This window comes from Pseudacidovorax sp. (assembly GCF_017991995.1).
Taxonomy (GTDB): Bacteria; Pseudomonadota; Gammaproteobacteria; order Burkholderiales; family Burkholderiaceae_C; genus Xenophilus.
Genome location: NZ_JAGOPN010000013.1, coordinates 1 through 16,033, shown reverse-complemented (window position 1 = coordinate 16,033; position 16,033 = coordinate 1). Strand labels below are relative to the sequence as shown.

General features: G+C 69.0%; 15 protein-coding genes and 1 pseudogene. 7 read left to right on the top strand and 9 right to left on the bottom strand.

Annotated elements, in window-relative coordinates:
- Nucleotides 1–111: 111 nt before the first annotated feature.
- From KBC94_RS17625 to KBC94_RS17595, 7 genes are all read right to left on the bottom strand, one after another.
- A complete protein-coding gene (locus KBC94_RS17625; RefSeq protein ID WP_294372963.1) occupies nucleotides 112–543 on the bottom strand; it encodes a MarR family transcriptional regulator in 432 nt (143 codons plus the stop codon).
- A gap of 226 nt (nucleotides 544–769) precedes the next feature.
- The gene (locus tag KBC94_RS17620; RefSeq protein ID WP_294372961.1) at nucleotides 770–1,762 is read right to left on the bottom strand and encodes a zinc-dependent alcohol dehydrogenase family protein; all 993 of its coding nucleotides are present in this window, start codon (nucleotides 1,760–1,762) and stop codon (nucleotides 770–772) included.
- 44 nt (nucleotides 1,763–1,806) lie between these two features.
- Nucleotides 1,807–2,385: an amino acid synthesis family protein gene (locus tag KBC94_RS17615; protein WP_294372959.1), complete on the bottom strand. Its 579-nt coding sequence runs from the start codon at nucleotides 2,383–2,385 to the stop codon at nucleotides 1,807–1,809.
- 17 nt (nucleotides 2,386–2,402) lie between these two features.
- Nucleotides 2,403–3,371, bottom strand: coding sequence for a tripartite tricarboxylate transporter substrate binding protein (locus tag KBC94_RS17610; RefSeq protein ID WP_294372958.1), 969 nt, complete (start codon nucleotides 3,369–3,371; stop codon nucleotides 2,403–2,405).
- 135 nt (nucleotides 3,372–3,506) lie between these two features.
- Nucleotides 3,507–4,370 (bottom strand): fumarylacetoacetate hydrolase family protein, encoded by an 864-nt coding sequence (locus tag KBC94_RS17605; protein ID WP_294372956.1) that lies wholly within the window; start codon nucleotides 4,368–4,370, stop codon nucleotides 3,507–3,509.
- 66 nt (nucleotides 4,371–4,436) lie between these two features.
- Entirely contained in the window at nucleotides 4,437–5,006 is a 570-nt protein-coding gene (locus tag KBC94_RS17600; protein WP_294372954.1) for a VOC family protein, read from the bottom strand.
- Between the two features lie 51 nt (nucleotides 5,007–5,057).
- Nucleotides 5,058–5,768 (bottom strand): FCD domain-containing protein, encoded by a 711-nt coding sequence (locus KBC94_RS17595; RefSeq protein WP_294372952.1) that lies wholly within the window; start codon nucleotides 5,766–5,768, stop codon nucleotides 5,058–5,060.
- A gap of 37 nt (nucleotides 5,769–5,805) precedes the next feature.
- On the opposite strand from KBC94_RS17595, the gene KBC94_RS17590 reads away from it, so the two are divergent.
- Nucleotides 5,806–6,396, top strand: coding sequence for an NAD(P)H-dependent oxidoreductase (locus tag KBC94_RS17590; RefSeq protein ID WP_294372950.1), 591 nt, complete (start codon nucleotides 5,806–5,808; stop codon nucleotides 6,394–6,396).
- A 4-nt stretch (nucleotides 6,397–6,400) separates the two neighbouring features.
- On the opposite strand, the gene KBC94_RS17585 is transcribed toward KBC94_RS17590, so the two are convergent.
- Nucleotides 6,401–7,318 (bottom strand): LysR family transcriptional regulator, encoded by a 918-nt coding sequence (locus tag KBC94_RS17585; protein ID WP_294372948.1) that lies wholly within the window; start codon nucleotides 7,316–7,318, stop codon nucleotides 6,401–6,403.
- 131 nt (nucleotides 7,319–7,449) lie between these two features.
- Between KBC94_RS17585 and hpaH the strand changes: the two genes are divergently transcribed.
- Genes hpaH through KBC94_RS17555 form a run of 6 tightly spaced genes read left to right on the top strand, consistent with a single transcriptional unit; the run spans nucleotide 7,450 to nucleotide 13,825 of the window.
- Nucleotides 7,450–8,256 carry a 2-oxo-hept-4-ene-1,7-dioate hydratase gene (gene hpaH, locus KBC94_RS17580; RefSeq protein WP_294372946.1) on the top strand — a complete coding sequence of 269 codons (807 nt, stop codon included), beginning with the start codon at nucleotides 7,450–7,452 and terminating at the stop codon, nucleotides 8,254–8,256.
- Complete coding sequence (gene hpaI / locus KBC94_RS17575) at nucleotides 8,256–9,059, top strand: 4-hydroxy-2-oxoheptanedioate aldolase (RefSeq protein WP_294372944.1); 804 nt, start codon at nucleotides 8,256–8,258, stop codon at nucleotides 9,057–9,059. The genes hpaH and hpaI overlap by 1 nt, the downstream gene beginning before the upstream one ends.
- A 2-nt stretch (nucleotides 9,060–9,061) precedes the next feature.
- The gene (locus tag KBC94_RS17570; RefSeq protein WP_294372941.1) at nucleotides 9,062–10,501 is read left to right on the top strand and encodes an FAD-binding oxidoreductase; all 1,440 of its coding nucleotides are present in this window, start codon (nucleotides 9,062–9,064) and stop codon (nucleotides 10,499–10,501) included.
- Complete coding sequence (locus KBC94_RS17565) at nucleotides 10,498–11,973, top strand: aldehyde dehydrogenase family protein (RefSeq protein ID WP_294372938.1); 1,476 nt, start codon at nucleotides 10,498–10,500, stop codon at nucleotides 11,971–11,973. Before KBC94_RS17570 ends, KBC94_RS17565 begins: the two co-directional genes overlap by 4 nt.
- 21 nt (nucleotides 11,974–11,994) lie before the next feature.
- Complete coding sequence (locus KBC94_RS17560; protein ID WP_294372937.1) at nucleotides 11,995–12,861, top strand: extradiol ring-cleavage dioxygenase; 867 nt, start codon at nucleotides 11,995–11,997, stop codon at nucleotides 12,859–12,861.
- A gap of 19 nt (nucleotides 12,862–12,880) precedes the next feature.
- Nucleotides 12,881–13,825, top strand: a complete 945-nt coding sequence (locus KBC94_RS17555) for a fumarylacetoacetate hydrolase family protein (protein WP_294372936.1) — start codon at nucleotides 12,881–12,883, stop codon at nucleotides 13,823–13,825.
- Between the two features lie 16 nt (nucleotides 13,826–13,841).
- On the opposite strand, the pseudogene KBC94_RS17550 reads toward KBC94_RS17555, so the two are convergent.
- Nucleotides 13,842–16,033: pseudogene (locus KBC94_RS17550) on the bottom strand (hypothetical protein); the annotation flags it as partial.

The following is a 16,033-nucleotide window of genomic DNA, read 5'->3' as shown; positions in this document are numbered from 1 at the left end:
CAACGCTCTCGATGCAGCCCTGGCCCAGGCACACCGTGTGCGCCGGGCGAATCTAGGTCACGACAAGATGATTGCAAAAATGAACCATTCCTAGGGTTTGCGCGCCCTTGCCTACTTCCGATGGAACTTGCGGCGATCCGCCTTCGGCAGTTGCCCGGGCGGCACCAGCGCGCCGGCGGTGGACTCCAGCATGGACATCAGGCGCCCCAGCTCGGCGCGGTCCTGCGCCGAAAGGCCTGCCAGCAGCGCGCCTTCGATCTCCTGCACCACCGGATAAAGGTCCTCATAGATGTCCCGCGCCCGCTGCGTGAGGTGGATCTCGATGCAGCGCCGGTCGTTCGGACGCGGAATCCGTTCGGCCAGGCCGCGCGCCACCAACTGCGTGACGGTGCGCGACGTGCGCGCGGGCTCGACGCTGGCACGCCGCGCCAGCGTCGTGGACAGCAGTGGCCCCTCCTGGCTCAGGACCACGATCAGCCGCCACTCGCGCCGGGTGATGCCGTACTTGCCTTCGCACAGCCGCACCAGGGGCTGCCCGCTCACCGAGGCCAGTTTGGCCAGTCGAAACAGAAACAGGTCGGCCGTTCTCTCCAAACGTCGTCTCCACCATCCATGTGCGCCGCATTGCGGGTGATCCCTGCGACGGATTAGAACAAGCGGTGCGCCACCTCCAGGGGTGCCGGCGAACGCTTGATGGCAGCCAGGACACGAGCGCCAAGATCCCTTCATTCGCGCAGCCGCAGCCGTGCGGAGATGGCCACGCAGGTTCTCAGGGCACGAGCACGAGCTTGCCCTGCACCGACCCCGCGTCGAGCAGCGCGTGCACCTCGCACGCCTGTGCGAGCGGATAGCTCGTCGTCGGCGAAGCCTTGACGGCGCCGTCGCGCATCAGGCCGATGGCGGTCTCCATCAGTGCGCGTCGCTGCGTGCGGTCGGCGTCGAAGGTGTGGATGGAGAAGGTGCGCACCGCCAGGCTGCGGCTGAGCAGCGAGCGCAGGGTCTGGAACACATCCTCGGCCGGCGGGCCGCCCGCGATGTTGTACGAGATGGCCGTGCCCATGGGCGCCAGCGCGCGGATACAGGCGATGAGCAGCCGGTCGCCGACGTGGTCGAAGGCCAGGTCCACACCGCGCCCGCCGGTGGCGGCCATCACCCGCTCGGGCAGGCCCGCCGGATCGCCGTCCACCAGCGTGGTCACGCCGTGGGCCAGTGCATGGGCCTGCTTGGCGGGTGTGGAGGCGGTGCCGATCACCGTCATGCCATGGTGCGCCGCCAGTTGCGTCAACGCCGTGGCCACGCCGCCAGCGGCGCCGGGCACGAGGATCGAACGCACGGGCAGACCGCCCTGCGTGCCCAGCAGCATGGCCTGCGCGAGCTGCACATTGCCCAGGCTCACGGCCTCGCTGTCCGAGATCGCATCGGGCAGCACGAAGGGCGCATCGGCCGGCACGGCGATGTATTCGGCATAGCAGCCACCGCGCTGCGGCAGCTCGCGCGCGCTGACGAACACGCGCTGGCCGACCCGGTCGGCCGGCACGCCCTCGCCCACCGCCTCGATCACGCCGGCCATCTCGTTGCCGGGAATGGCCGGCATGGGCGGCATCCACTTGTAGATGCCCTTGCGGATGAGCACGTCCGGCCCGCCCGCGCCGATGGCGCGCGCGCGCACCAGCACCTGGCCCGGCCCGCAGGCGGGCACGGGCAGTTCCACCTGCTCCAGCACCTCGGGGCCGCCAGGCACCCGCAGCTGGATCGCTTTCATCGTCGTCGCCATCGTGGGTCTTGCTCCTGCTGCTGGCACCGCACTCAACGCTGGCCGTCGTGGACCGAGACCTGTTCCTTGGTCAGGCCGCCGAGCCGGGCATGCACCCGGCCGCCGGTGCCCATGACCAGGGCGAACAGGATCTCGTCCGGGCGCGGTGCGTCCTGGATGCCGACCTCCATGCTGTTGAAGTGGCTGCGCACGTAGGCGGCGTGGATGTAGTGCAGCGGCACCATCAGGCGGTAGCCGGTGGCGGCCACGGCCTTGGCCGCCGGCACGATGGCCTTGGGCTCGCCCAGCACCGCACGCATGGCCCAGCCGCCGGCCTCATGCCAGACGGCACCGTGCTCCATCTCGCCGTTCACGCCCACGATGGCGGCCTTGCTGTAGACCTCCACCTGGTCGCGGCCCAGCGTCTCCACCAGCTCCGTCGCGAGCAATGTGCCCAGCGAGCGCAGCTCGGCCATGAACGGCATCAGGTCGGGCTCGTAGCGGCCGGCATAGGGGTTGCGGATGACCGCGCATGCCGCCGCCAGCTTGAGCGGCCGGTCGACCGGCGGGCCGCCCTCGTGGTAGATGGTCTCGACGGTCAGGCTGCGCTTGCGGATCTGGATCAGGGACATGGGAGCACCTCGCTCGTTCATTGTTTGGGAATCTGGGCCTCGTTGACCACCACGGTCCACTTCTTGAGTTCGCTCTGGACCATGGCCGTCATCTCTTCGGGCGTGCTGCCGCGCGCCTCGCCACCGATGTCTTCGAGGCGCGTACGCACCTGCGGCTGCTGCAGCGCCTTTTGCACCGCGACGTTCAGTGGCTCGACGATGGCCCGGGGCGTACCTGCCGGCGCCATCAGGCCAGCCCAGGATGTGACCTCGTAGCCTGGCACGCCCTGCTCCGCCACCGTCGGCAGCTCGGGCATCTGGCCCCAGCGGCGCGCGCCGGTGGTGGCGATGGCGCGCATCTTGCCCGCCTTGATGTTGCCCATCGCGGCCGTGGGCGGCGCGATGATGAAGGGCACCTCGCCCGACAGCAGCGCCGTGACCGAAGCCGCATCGCCGCGGTAGGGCACGTGCAGCATGCGAGCGCCGGACATCTTCACCAGCAGTTCGCCGGCCAGGTGGTGCGTGGAGCCGATGCCGGCCGTGCCGTACGACACCTGGCTGCCCGGCGCACGCGCCGCCTTGAGCAGGTCGGCCAGCGAGGCATAGGGCGAATCGGCCTTCACCACGATCAGGAAGGGAAAGAAGGTGATCGTGGAGATGCACTCGAAGTCGGCCACCGTCTGGTAGCTGAGCTTGTTGTAGAGCGCCCCCGCCACCGCATGGCCGCCGGTGGCCAGCAGCAGCGTGTAGCCGTCGGGCTTGGCCCGGGCCACCGCCGCCGAGGCGAGGGTGCCACCTGCGCCTGTCTGCGCCTCGACCACGAAGGGCTGGCCCAGGGTCTTGCCCATTTCGGCGCCGACCACGCGGGCGATGGTGTCGGCATTGCCGCCGGCCGCAAAGCCCTGCAGCACGCGGATGGGCTTGTCGGGATAGCCCTGCGCCCGGGCTGTGAAGGGAAAGCTGCAGGCAAAGCCGAGGCCTGCAGCGAGAGCATCTCTACGCCGCATGATGGTTGTCTCCATTGAATTTCTTATGGCTCGCACCACCGGGCTGCCGGTGGGCGATGTGTCGCGCATCCCGGCCGGGATGCGCCGCACTCAGGGGCATCGACAGGCGCCGTCAGCGCCTGCCGATGCAGGGCTTCAGGCCTGCTGGACGATGGGGTTGCGCAGGATGCCGATGCCCTCGATCTCGACCTCGCAGACATCGCCCGGCTTCATGAACTGGGGCGGCTTCTTGCTCCAGCCCACGCCGGCCGGCGTTCCGGTGGCGATCACGTCGCCGGGGCTCAGGGTGAAGATGGTCGACGCGTAATTGATGAGCGTCGGGATGTCGAAGATCATGTGGCCGGTGTGGCTGGACTGCACCACCTGGCCGTTCAGGCGGGTCTCCAGCTTGAGCTGGCGACCGGGCGCGATCTCGTCGGCGGTGACCATCCAGGGGCCGAAGCCGCCGGTCGATTCGAAGTTCTTGCCCGAGGCGATCTGCTTCGCATGGAACTGCCACTCGCGCACGCTGCCGTCGTTGTAGCAAGAGTAGCCGGCGACGTGCTCGTAGGCCTTGTCCTTGGGGATGTCACGGCCGCCCTTGCCGATGATGACGGCCAGCTCGCCTTCCCAGTCCAGCGAATCCGACACCTTCGGATTGACGATGGGCGCGTTGTGCGCCGTCTGCGAGCGCCACACGCGCAGGAAGATCGGCGGCATCTCCGACAGCTCGCGCTGCATGCCGGCGGCCAGCACTTCCTGGTGGTGGTCCATGTAGTTGCGCACGGCGCAGACGATCTTCTCGGGCCGCGTGATCACCGGCAGGTAGGTGATGTCGGCCAGCTTGGCCACCACGGGCAGGCCTTCGACATGCTGGGCCGCCTGCAGGTAGTCGCCGGAGGCGATGTAGTCGGCCAGCGTCGGCTGCTGCGGGCGGGCCTGGCCGAGGTCGACGACGCCGTCGCCGACGACGGCGCCCCAGGTTTCACGGCCTTGGTGGAGGAAGGACAGCAGTTTCATGGGTGCTCCATTCGAGTGGGAAAGAGGTGAGTCGAGGGTGCGGTGCCAGAACCGGCACCGCGTGGATCACGCGCGGGCAGCCGATGCCGCAGCAGCGGGGGCCTTGGCCTGGAACCGGGCCTGCCACTGGTCCAGCGGCATGAAGGTGGGATCGGCGCGGCAGATGGCCTCGGTCTCGCGCATCAGCGTCTCGTCGTCCTTGTCGAGGTCGAGCGGATCGCCGTGCGGCTGGGCCACGTAGAAGGGCATGTCCACGTACACCTCGACGGTGTTGCCTTCGGGGTCGCGCATGTACATCGACAGCGCGTTGCCATGGTTGAGGCCGCGCACCTCGGTGGCGCCCCGCTCCCGGGCGCGCTGCGTGACTTCGCGCAGGTGCTGGATGCTCGGCACGACGAAGGAGATCTGCATCACCGTGCTGAACGTGGCGTCGGCGGGCCGCCCCGAAGCCAGCACCAGCTGGTGGTGCTGGTCCTCGCTGGCACTGGTGAACACCAGCTCGTTCTTGAAGGTGCTGCCCGCGCCGCGATCGGTGATCGTGAGGTCGAAGGTCTCGGTGTAGAAGGCCACCATCTTCTCCAGGTCGGTCACGAAGATGCCGAAGTGGGAAGGCGTGGGCCGCAGGACTTTGAGCATTTGGGGTCTTGTCTCCGTTGTTGTCTCGAATAGATCGCCGGCCAAGCCGCTTCAGGGCGGCGGCAGGTCTTTCAGGATGTTCTCGACGTTGCGCTGCGTGCTGAGCATGTGTTCCTCCAGCAAGGCGCAAGCGGTGTCGGCGTCGCGCCGCAGGGTGGCGTCCATGAGCCGGCGGTGCTCGTTGGTCTTGCGCTTGGCCACCTTGCGGAAGCGCCCGCTGAAGCGCCGGTAGCGCTCGGCCTGGTCGAACAGGCTTTCGCCCCAGCGCCGCTGCCGCTCCGAAGGACAGGCAGCCAGCAAAGAGAGGTGGAAGGCGCGGTGCAGGTCGGACCATTGGTCGTCCAGGATCACCGGGCCGTCGGGCAGGCGGGACTCGACCAGCTCCAGCCGGTGGAAGGCCGCCACCACCTCGCTCTCCCAGCGATCGTCGCCATGCTGGATGGCGTCGCGCAGCGCCGGCACATCGAGCATCAGGCGCATGCGGGTGATGTCGGCCATGTCTTCGACCGACAGCGGCGCGACGCGAAAGCCCCGGCGCTCGTCGGCGCGGATGAGGCCTTCCTGCGCCAGCCGGCTGAGGGCTTCACGCAGCGGACTGCTGGAGAAGCCGTAGGCGTTCTGCAGCTCGTCCACCTTCAGCTTGACGCCCCCGGCGTAGGTGCCGCTGAGCACGTCCTGCCGCAGCCGGGCGAAGGCCTGGTCCACCAACGTGGGTTCGCGCAAGACGGCATCCGTTTTTTGCATGGACGAGATTTTATGCATAAACTTTTCTTCCGTGCATAGTTCAATGGATTGATCGATGAATGTTTCTTCCGACATCAGGCCTGCAGCGGCGGTTCGCCTGCTGGCCATCTCCGGCAGTCTGCGCCGCGCCTCGCACAGCACCGCGGTGCTGCGCAACATGGCGACGCTGCTGCCCGCAGACGTCCAGCAGCGGCTCTTCACGCTGGAGGAGATACCGCCCTACGACGGCGACCTGGACGGCCCCCAGCCGCCCGCGGCCGTCGCGGAGCTGAAGGATGCCATTGCCCAGGCCGATGGACTGGTGATCTGCTCGCCGGAATACAACTACGGCATGCCCGGCGTGCTGAAGAACGCCATCGACTGGGCCTCGCGGCCCGCCTTCGCCTCGCCTCTCAAGGGCAAGCCCGCGCTGGTGATCACAGCATCGCCCGGCGCCCTGGGCGGGGTGCGGGCCCAGGCGCAGATCCGCGATGCGCTGGCCGCCACGCTGGCCCGGCCGCTGTCGCGGCCCCATGTGGCCATTCCGCTGATCGCCTCCCGCTTTCAGGATGGCCGGCTGAGCGACGCTACGACGCTGGAGATGCTCCAGGCGGGTCTGGCCGACCTGCTGGCGGAGATCCGCCTGCTGGCCGCCGCGCGCGGCTGAGGACTCAGTCGTCCTGCTTCTGCCAGCCGGGCAACCACTGCAGCAGGTGCTCGGCGAAAGCCTCGGCCGCGGGCGGCAGGGTGCGCACCGTCGAGCGGTAGAGGCAGACCGTGCGCACCGTCTCGGGCTCGACCACGCGGCGCATCACAAGGCCGAGGGGCCGCGCCACCACGCCCACGTAGGCCGGCGCGAGCGTGGCCGCCAGCCCCTGGGCGGCGATGCCCAGGGCGGTGGAGACGTTGTCCACCACGTCGACCGGCTCCACCCGTGCATCCGCTGGCGCATTCACATGCATCTGCGAAACGCTGCGCTCATGGTCGCGCCCCGCCGCCACCAGGGCATGGCCGTGCAGGTCGGTCCACCGCAGCTGCCTGCGGCGTGCCAGCGGATGGTCCGGGGCGCACCACAGCACCCACCGGCTGTCGAAGACGGCGGTACCTTGCACACCTTCGCCGGTGGGCCGATCCGGCCCGACCGCCAGATCGACGTCGCCGGCCGTCACCGCATCCACCAGCTGGTCGACCGGCAGATCCTTTACCCGCACGACAACACGAGGCCGCAGCGCCTGGAAGGCGCCGATGGCCGCAGGGATGGCGGTGCCGGCCAACACCTGGGGCGCACCGACCCGCACGATGCCGGCCGCCTGATTGCGCACGTCGGAGGCCGCGATCTCCGCGGCCTGCACATGACGCAGGACCGTCTCGGCGGGCCCCAGAAAGTGCTGGCCCGCGCTGGACAGCGCCACGCGCCGCGTGGTGCGCTCGAAGAGGCGGAAATCGACGATGGCCTCCAGCTCGGCGATCAGCTGGCTCACGGCCTGCGCCGTGAGCCCCATGCGCTGCGCCGCGGCAGTAAAGCTGCGCTGCTCCGCCACGGCGACGAAAGCCTCGAGCTGGCGAAGGGTGTAGCGCGTCAGGGCCATCGGTCGATTATCAAGCGCTGCTTGATCACTGTTCCAAATTCATTGCTTGTGGTGGACAGCCAGGCTGCCGAGACTTCGCCTTCATCAAAACGTCTTGCTGCGCATGGCAGGGCGATGCAGGAGACACATCCATGACAGACCCCCAGGAGCGCAACCGCGCGCTCGCCCAAGAGCTCATCGAGGCCGAGCGCAGCCGCCAGCCCGTCGAGCACTTCAGCAAGCGCCTGTCCGGCATGACCATCGCCGACAGCTACGCCATCCAGCGCGAATGGACGGCGCTCAAGCTGGCCGGCGGCGACACCATCGTCGGCCGCAAGATCGGCCTGACCTCGCGGGCCATGCAGATCGCCTCGCAGATCACCGAGCCCGACTACGGCGTCTTGCTCCAGAGCATGGTGATCGACAACGGCACCGAGGTGGAGGCCGCCCGCTTCCTGGTGCCGCGGCTCGAAGTCGAATTCGCCTTCATCCTCGCCAAGCCGCTGCGTGGGCCCAACGTCACGCTGTTCGACGTGCTCAACGCCACCGACTACGTGATCCCCGCGCTGGAGCTGATCGATGCCCGCATCGAGCAGTTCGACCGCGTGAGCAAGGCACCGCGCAAGGTGCTGGACACCATCGCCGACAACGCCGCCAGCGCCGGCATCGTGATGGGCGGCCGGCCCATGCGGCCGGACCAGGTGGACTGGCGCTGGGCCGGCGCGCTGCTCTTCAAGAACGGCGTGATCGAGGAATCGGGGCTGGGCGCCGCGGTGCTCAACCACCCGGGCAACGGCGTGGCCTGGCTGGCCAACAAGCTGGCTCCGCACGGCGAGGGGCTGGAAGCGGGCCAGATCGTGCTGGGCGGCTCCTTCACGCGACCGGTGCACTGCGCCGCCGGCGACACCTTCCACGCGGACTACGGTCCGCTCGGTTCCATCTCCCTGAAGTTCGTCTGATGACCTCTACCGTGAACACCTTCAAGGCCGCATTGGCCGCCCCCGGCGCGCAGATCGGCCTCTGGCTCGGCCTGGCCGAGCCCTACACCGCCGAGCTGTGCGCCACCGCCGGCTTCGACTGGCTGCTGGTCGACGGCGAGCACGGGCCCAACGACCTGCGCTCCATGCTGGGCACGCTGCAGGCCGTGGCGCCCTACCCCGCCCACCCCGTGGTGCGCATTCCGCACGGCGACACGGCCCTGGTCAAGCAGGTGCTGGAGATCGGTGCCACCACGCTGCTGGTGCCGATGGTGGAAGACGCCGAACAGGCCCGCGGCCTGGTACGGGCCATGCGCTATCCGCCCCAGGGCATCCGCGGCGTGGGAAGCGGCCTGGCGCGCTCCTCGCGCTGGGGCGCCGATGCGCACTACCTGCAGACCGCCAACGACCGCATGTGCCTGCTGGTGCAGGTGGAAACGGCGTCCGCCCTGTCCCGCATCGACGAGATCGCGGCCGTCGAGGGCGTCGATGGCGTGTTCATCGGCCCTGCGGACCTGTCGGCCTCGATGGGCCTGCTCGGCCAGCCCGGCCACCCGGACGTGCGCGCAGCCATCGAGCATGCATTCGCACGCATCCAGGCCGCCGGCAAGGCGCCCGGCATCCTCGCCACGGACGAGACGGTCGCACGCCACTGGATCGGCAAGGGCGCACGCTTCATCGCCGTGGGCGTGGAAGCGACGCTGCTGGCCCAGGCCAGCCGCGCCCTCGCCCGCCGCTTCAAGGAAGCCCCGGCGCCCGCCGCCGGCAACGCCTCGGGCTACTGAGCATGCAGGCCGCACTGGACGAACTGCGCCAAGCCTTCGCCGGCCGCCTGCTGGTGGACGAGGCGGACAAGGCGCCCTTCCTGACCGACTGGCGCCGCAAGTGGACCGGCCAGGCCCTGGCCGTGGCCCAGCCCGACATGGCCGCCGACGTGGCGGCCGTCGTGCGCTGGTGCGCCCGGCACCGCGTCGCCGTGGTGCCGCAGGGCGGCAACACGGGCCTGTCGGGCGGCGCCACGCCCGACACATCCGGCCGCACACTGGTGCTGTCGCTCACGCGCCTGAACAAGGTGCGCGCCATCGACACCATCAACAACACGCTGACGGTGGAAGCCGGCGTCACGCTGCAGCAGGTGCAGGACGCCGCACGCGAAGCCGGCCGGCTGTTCCCGCTGAGTCTGGCCGCCGAAGGCACCTGCACCATCGGCGGCAACCTGGCCAGCAATGCCGGCGGCGTGCAGGTGCTGCGCTACGGCAATGCGCGCGAGCTGTGCCTGGGCCTCGAAGCCGTGACGGCACAGGGCGAGCTGTGGGACGGCCTGCGCGGCCTGCGCAAGGACAACACCGGCTACGACCTGCGCGACCTGTTCATCGGCAGCGAAGGCACGCTGGGCGTCATCACGGCCGCGGTGCTCAAGCTGCACCCGCTGCCCGCGGCGCAGGTGGCTGCCTTCGTCGCCGTGCCCGACCCGGCCGCCGCATTGCAACTGCTCCAGCTGGCCCAGTCGCGCCTGGGCGCCGGTCTCACCGCCTTCGAGCTGATGAGCGACACCTGCATCGCGCTGGTGGAAAAGCATGTGGACAGCGCGCGCCTGCCGCTGGCCGAGCGCTCGCCCTGGTACGTGCTGCTGGAAGTCAGCGACAACGTGGACGAGGCCCATGCCAGCGCCGCGATCGAGGGCCTGCTGGAGGCCGCGCTGGAGCAGGAACTGGCCACCGATGCCGCCCTCTCGGCCACGCTGGCGCAGTTCCAGTCCCTGTGGGCGCTGCGCGAGGACATCTCCGAATCGCAGGGTGCCGAGGGCCGCACCATCAAGCACGACATCGCGCTACCCATTTCCCGCATCGCCGACTTCATCGCCACCATGGGCGCGCAGATCGAACGGCGGTGGCCGGGCGAACGGCTGGTCGTCTTCGGCCACCTCGGCGACGGCAACCTGCACTACAACCTCTCGCCCGCCGCCGACCGGCTGGGCCCGGAGCACCGCGCCGCCTTCGAGGCACTCGAAAGGCCCATCAACCAGTGCGTGCACGACGCGGTGGCGGCCCATGGCGGCTCGATCTCGGCCGAGCACGGCCTCGGCGTGCTGCGCCGCGACGAATCCGCGCGCCACAAGTCGGCGGTCGAACTGCGCCTGATGCAGGCCGTCAAGGCCGCACTCGACCCGCACGGCCTCATGAATCCCGGCAAGTTGCTGCCACCCAACCAGGAGCATTCCGAATGACCACTTCCCTGCTGGACGTGGCGGGCGTCAAGGTCTCGCCCGACCACTACATCGACGGCCGTCGCGTGCCCTCGGCCACCACCTTCGAGCTCTTCAGCCCCATCGACCAGCAGCCGCTGGGCCGCATCGCCGAAGGCCTGGAGGACCACACCGAGGCCGCCATCGCGGCCGCGCAGCGCGCCTTCCCGGCCTGGAGTGCCCTGAGCGCGGCCGAGCGCCTGCCCTACCTGGAGCGTTTCGCCGAGGAGATCGGCAAGCGCGCCGACGACTTCTGCCGGCTGGAGAGCACCGACGCCGGCGTGCTGCTCTCGCGCATGCGCCACGGCGTGGTGCCGCGCGCCATGCTCAACATCCGCTGGTTCGCGCAGCATGCGCTGGAACTGCAGAACCGCCCCATCGACACCGAGCAGGCCCACCACATCGTGCGCCACGACCCGGCCGGCGTGGTGGTGATCATCACGCCGTGGAACGCGCCGCTGATGCTGTCCACCTGGAAGCTGGGCCCGGCCCTGGCCGCAGGCAACACCTGCGTGCTAAAGCCGCCGGAGTGGGCGCCGCTCACCTGCTCGCTGCTGGCCGACTGTGCAGACGCGGCGGGCCTGCCGCCGGGTGTCTTCAACGTGGTGCAGGGCACGGGCGCCAACACCGGTGCACGGCTGGTGGGCGATGCGCGCATCGCGCGCGTCTCCTTCACCGGCAGCGTGCCGACGGCCAGACTCATCGCACAAGCGGCCGGCGCCAACCTGGTGCCCTGCAGCCTGGAGCTGGGCGGCAAGAGCCCCTTCATCGTGCTGGAACATGCCGACCTGGATGGCGCCGCCGCCACCGGCGCGCTGATGTACCGCAACGCCGGCCAGGTCTGCCTGGCGGGCACGCGCTTCCTGGTGCACGAGAAGGTGGCCGAGCGCTTCGTCGCCACCATGCGCAGCCACGTCGAGAAGCTCACCGTGGGCGATCCGCGCGACGAGGCCACCGAAGTCGGCCCCATCATCCATCCGCGCCAGGTGGCCCGCGTCGAAGGCTTCGTGCAGCGCGCGGTGGCTGCCGGTGCCGAGCTGCTGTGGGGCGGCGAGCGCCACGGCTTCGGCGCCCAGTACTTCAAGCCGACCATGCTCACGAAGGTGGCGCAGGACAGCGAGATCGTGCAGAACGAGGTCTTCGGCCCCGTGCTCACGCTGCAGACCTTCGCCAGCGACGAAGAGGCCATTGCCCTGGCCAACGGCACCGACTACGGCCTGGGCGGCGTCTGCTACGGCGAGACCGAGCACGCCACCGAGATCGCCAAGCAGGTGCGCACCGGCTTCATCTGGGTCAACAGCTTCGGCATCCGTGACCTGGCCGCGCCTTTCGGCGGCATCAAGCGCTCCGGCGTGGGCCGCGAAGGCGGCGACTGGAGCTTCGAATTCTTCTGCGACGTCAAGGATGTCGTGGTCCCCAAAAAGCCGTTCAAGGCGAGCTTCAGCCACCGCTGAACGCCATCAGGAGACATTCCCATGGGACAGATTGTTGGATCGGCCATCGTGTCGCATCACCCCGGCCTCATGCAGTGCGAGGAATTCCGCCGCCTGCAGGGCGCCGGCGAGGACTCGGACCTGATCGCCGGCTATGCCCGGCTGCGCGAGCGCATCGCGGCAGCGAAGCCGGACGTGGTCATGATCTTCGACAGCCACTGGTTCACCACCGGCTACCACCTGGTGGACGGCGGCGCGCGCTACAGCGGCACCTACATCTCCGACGAGATGCCCTGGTACCTGCACGGCGTGCCCTTCGCCTACCGCGGCCATCCGCGGCTGGCCCGGGCGCTGGAGACCGCCTCGCGCGCACGCCAGGGCTACGTCCGCGTCATCGACCACCCCGATCTGGGCCGGCACTACGCCACCGTCAACCTGGTCAAGCACTTGCGGCTGGAGCTGGACGACACGCCGGTGGTGACCGTGAGCTCGTGCCAGAACTGCCGCTGGGAGCAGTTCGTCCAGTCCGGCGAGGACATCGGCGAGGGCATCCGCGCCAGCGGCCTGCGCGTGGTGTTGCTGGCCTCGGGCGCGCTTAGCCACAAGTTCAACGGCATCGACTGGATGCCGAACCATCCGCGCATCTTCCACGAGAGCAACGTCTCCTCGCCCGAGAACATCGAGAGCGACAAGGGCGCCATCGCACTGATGGCCGAAGGCCGGCACGACCTGATCCTGGAGCGCTGGGACGGTGAATACCGACGCAAGCCCTGGGAGGCCTTCGGCGCGCACTACCTGCAGATGCTGGGCGCCATGGGCGGCGCCGACTGCCGCGCCAAGGGCGAGGCCCTGTCCGCCTACGAGAACGCGCGCGGCACCGGAAACATCCACATCTGGTTCCCTGCCTGAGCCCCACACAAGAATCGCCATGAACTTCGAATTCCCCCTCCAGAGCCTGCCCGCCGTGATGCAGGGCCCCCGCGTCGAGCGACGCCGCGTCCTCATCGGCGGCAGCGCCTTCTGGGGCACGATGGTGGAAGAAGGCTCCGACGCCGGCCGCCTGCGCCTGGACGACGGCCGCCTGCTGGACGCCGACGCGCAGACCTACCTGCCGCCGGTCAACCCGAGCAAGATCATCGCGGTGCACATCTCCTACAGCTCGCGCAGCATGGAGACGCGCAACAAGCCCAAGCCCACCGAGACGCCCACCTACTTCACCAAGCCGCCGACCTCGCTCAACGGCCACAAGGGCCAGATCCTCAAGCCGGCGGACTGCAAGTACCTCAACTACGAGGGCGAGTACGCCGTCGTCATCGGCCGCACCTGCCGCAACGTGACGCCCGACGAAGCCTGGGACTGCATCGAAGGCTTCTGCCCGGCGCTGGACATGGGCCTGCAGGACTTCCGCGACACCGACCAGGGCAGCATGCTGCGCGTCAAGGGTGCGGACACGCTGCTGCCCATCGGGCCCGGCATCGTGCGCGGCGTCGACCTGTTCGCGCAGACGCTGCGCACCACGGTGGACGGCCTGGTGGTGCAGGAAGCGCAGATCGGCGAAGAGACCATCTGGGGCCCGCACTACGTGATCGCCGACATCGCGCGCCACATCACCCTGATGCCCGGCGACGTGATCCTGATGGGCACGCCCTGCCATTCGCGCAGCGTGAACCCGGGCAACGTCGTGGCCTGCGAGATCACCGGCATCGGCCGCGTGGAAGGCACGGTGGTGGCCATCGACGCGCCGCGCGCGGCGGCCCTGGGCGTGGGCCATGCGCCCACCGACAGCCCCGAAGTGCGCCGCGTGGCGCTCGGCTTCGACGAGCGCGTGCCGGAACACTTCAAGGCCAACCTGCGCGCGGCCAAGGGCGAATGATTGGCAAGGTCTGCGTTCAGTCCCATGGCGCGACCCTGGACGCGGACGACGCCGTCTCGATGCATGTCCGGCCGTTCCACTGGACCCAACCATGACATGCATCAAAAGCCTTGGATGAGTGCCTGGGAAGATCGTCGTGCACCCGGACACACGTGCTCCGACCAGTGCGGCACCCCCGAAAATTCTGCAAGGCTCCTATGCGTCGCTCCTTCGACTTCAACGTTTCCAGAGAAAGTCTTTTCATCCCGGCGCTGGCCCCGCTGTACCAAAACTTCGCGCAGCCTCTGGGATGGCTGTTGCTCCGGCTGGCCCTGGGCGGCTGGCTGCTCCACGAGGGCTGGCCGAAGATCCTCGATCCGATGACCGAGATCGCGCTGGGGTCGATGCCGCTCGCCGCCGCGCACGCGGTCTTGGCGACCGCACCCGTGACGTACTTCACCGTCCAGCCCACTGGCAGGCTGCCCGAGAGGCTGGAGTTGCCGCTGGACACCAGGGTGTAGGTGTTGTTCTGGGTGTCGTTGTTGGTGATCCACAGGTCCAGAGTGGTCCACGAACCCGCCGGCACGCTGGCATTGATCAACGTCGGCTGCGCACTCGGGCCCTGGCCCACGTCCGCATTGGCGCCGCTGTTGCTCACGCCCGTCTTGCTGTTGGTCAGGTCCACCGCCGCACCCACCACGGCCACCAGGGTGTCCTTGGCCGCGTCCTTCTTGGTGGCGTCGGTCACCGACGTGCCCAGCAGCGTCAACGTGTAGTTGGCCGCCGCATTGGGCGCCGTCGTGGCAGGAATGAACGCCTTCACCACGATCGTGGCAACGTCGCCGCCCTTGATCGTGTCGGTATCCGGGATGCCGTCGTTGTTGTGGTCCGACAGCTCCGTCGTGCCGTCCGCCTTGTAGAAGCGGAACGTCGTGCCCGTGGGGAAGGTGCTGGAGGCCACCGTCACGTTCACGATGTCGTCATCACCCAGGTTGTAGACCTTGTGCGTGAAGCTCGTGGACGAACCCGCCGTCGCCTTGGCATTGGACTGCGAGTCCGTGCTCGTGGCATTGGGCGTGCCCGCCGTCGCGTCCTTCGCGTCGCTGGAGGTCGCCGAGGAGGCCGCACCCACCGCAACACCATAGGAGCCCGCCACCAGGAAGACCGACTTGTTCGACGTCGAGGGGCTGCTGCCCAACACCGGAGAAGCCGCATTGGCGCCCGTGGCATCCAACGGATTGAACTTCACCGCGTTGCTGGTGGTGTCGCCGCCCTTGGTCGCGCTGCTGTTGACCAGCACCACGAAGCTCAGGCTGCCGCTGCCGCCCGCAGCCACCGCGCCGTCCACGAAGGTCAGCGTGCTGACGCTGCCGGTGGTGGCAACGTTGAAGTCCGCACCCGTGAACCCGGAGTTGCTGCTCTCGCTCAGCGCCGCAGAGGTGTTTGCATTGCCGCTCCACTTGGCCGAACCCGTCACGTACGTCAAGCCCGCCGTTTCGCCGGTGCCGATCACGTCCTGCAGGTTGAACCGGCCACTGGCCGCACCGTTGTTCGTGTACGAGATGGTGTACGTGATGTACGTGCACGAGGCCGTAGAGGCCAGGCCCGTCGACCACGTGGTCGCGCAGCTCGCGCCCGCCACGCTCTTGCTGCCCGAGCTCGGGTTGTTGCCGATCGCACTCGGCCATGTCCCCGTCAGCGCCCCGGGCGGGTAGATGCCCGCATTCGGCGCGCCGATGCTCTTGCTGACCGAGAAGGCCGCCGAGGTGGTCAGGTTCACGCTGTCCTGCACCTGCACGCTCTGGTTGGTCGCCGCATAGCCATAGGCCGTCACGCTCGAGGCCACCGGCGCCACCGTCACCTTGCCGATGTCGTACGCACCCGTGCCCGTGGCCGTCGCCGGCAGCGTGTAGGCCACCACGAAGTTGTACTTGTTGTTCGCACCGCTGACGTTGCCCGCCACCGACGTAGGCGTGGACACGGCGCATCCGATCAGCGGCTCCGCCTCATAGGCCCCATCGGCCTTGAGCGCGAACTGCGCGCCCTTGCCCGGCTGCGCCGTGCGCGCCACGTACTCCAGGCCCTCGGGCAGCGGCAGGTTTGCCGCCACGCCCTTGAGGGCCTGCTTGCTGACGTTCCTGTAGACCGCCCGGTACTCGAGCACGTCCCCAGGGCGCACCCCGTCGACCTCCTCCAGCTTCTCGCGGCCCCGCTCGTCCTTGACCACCT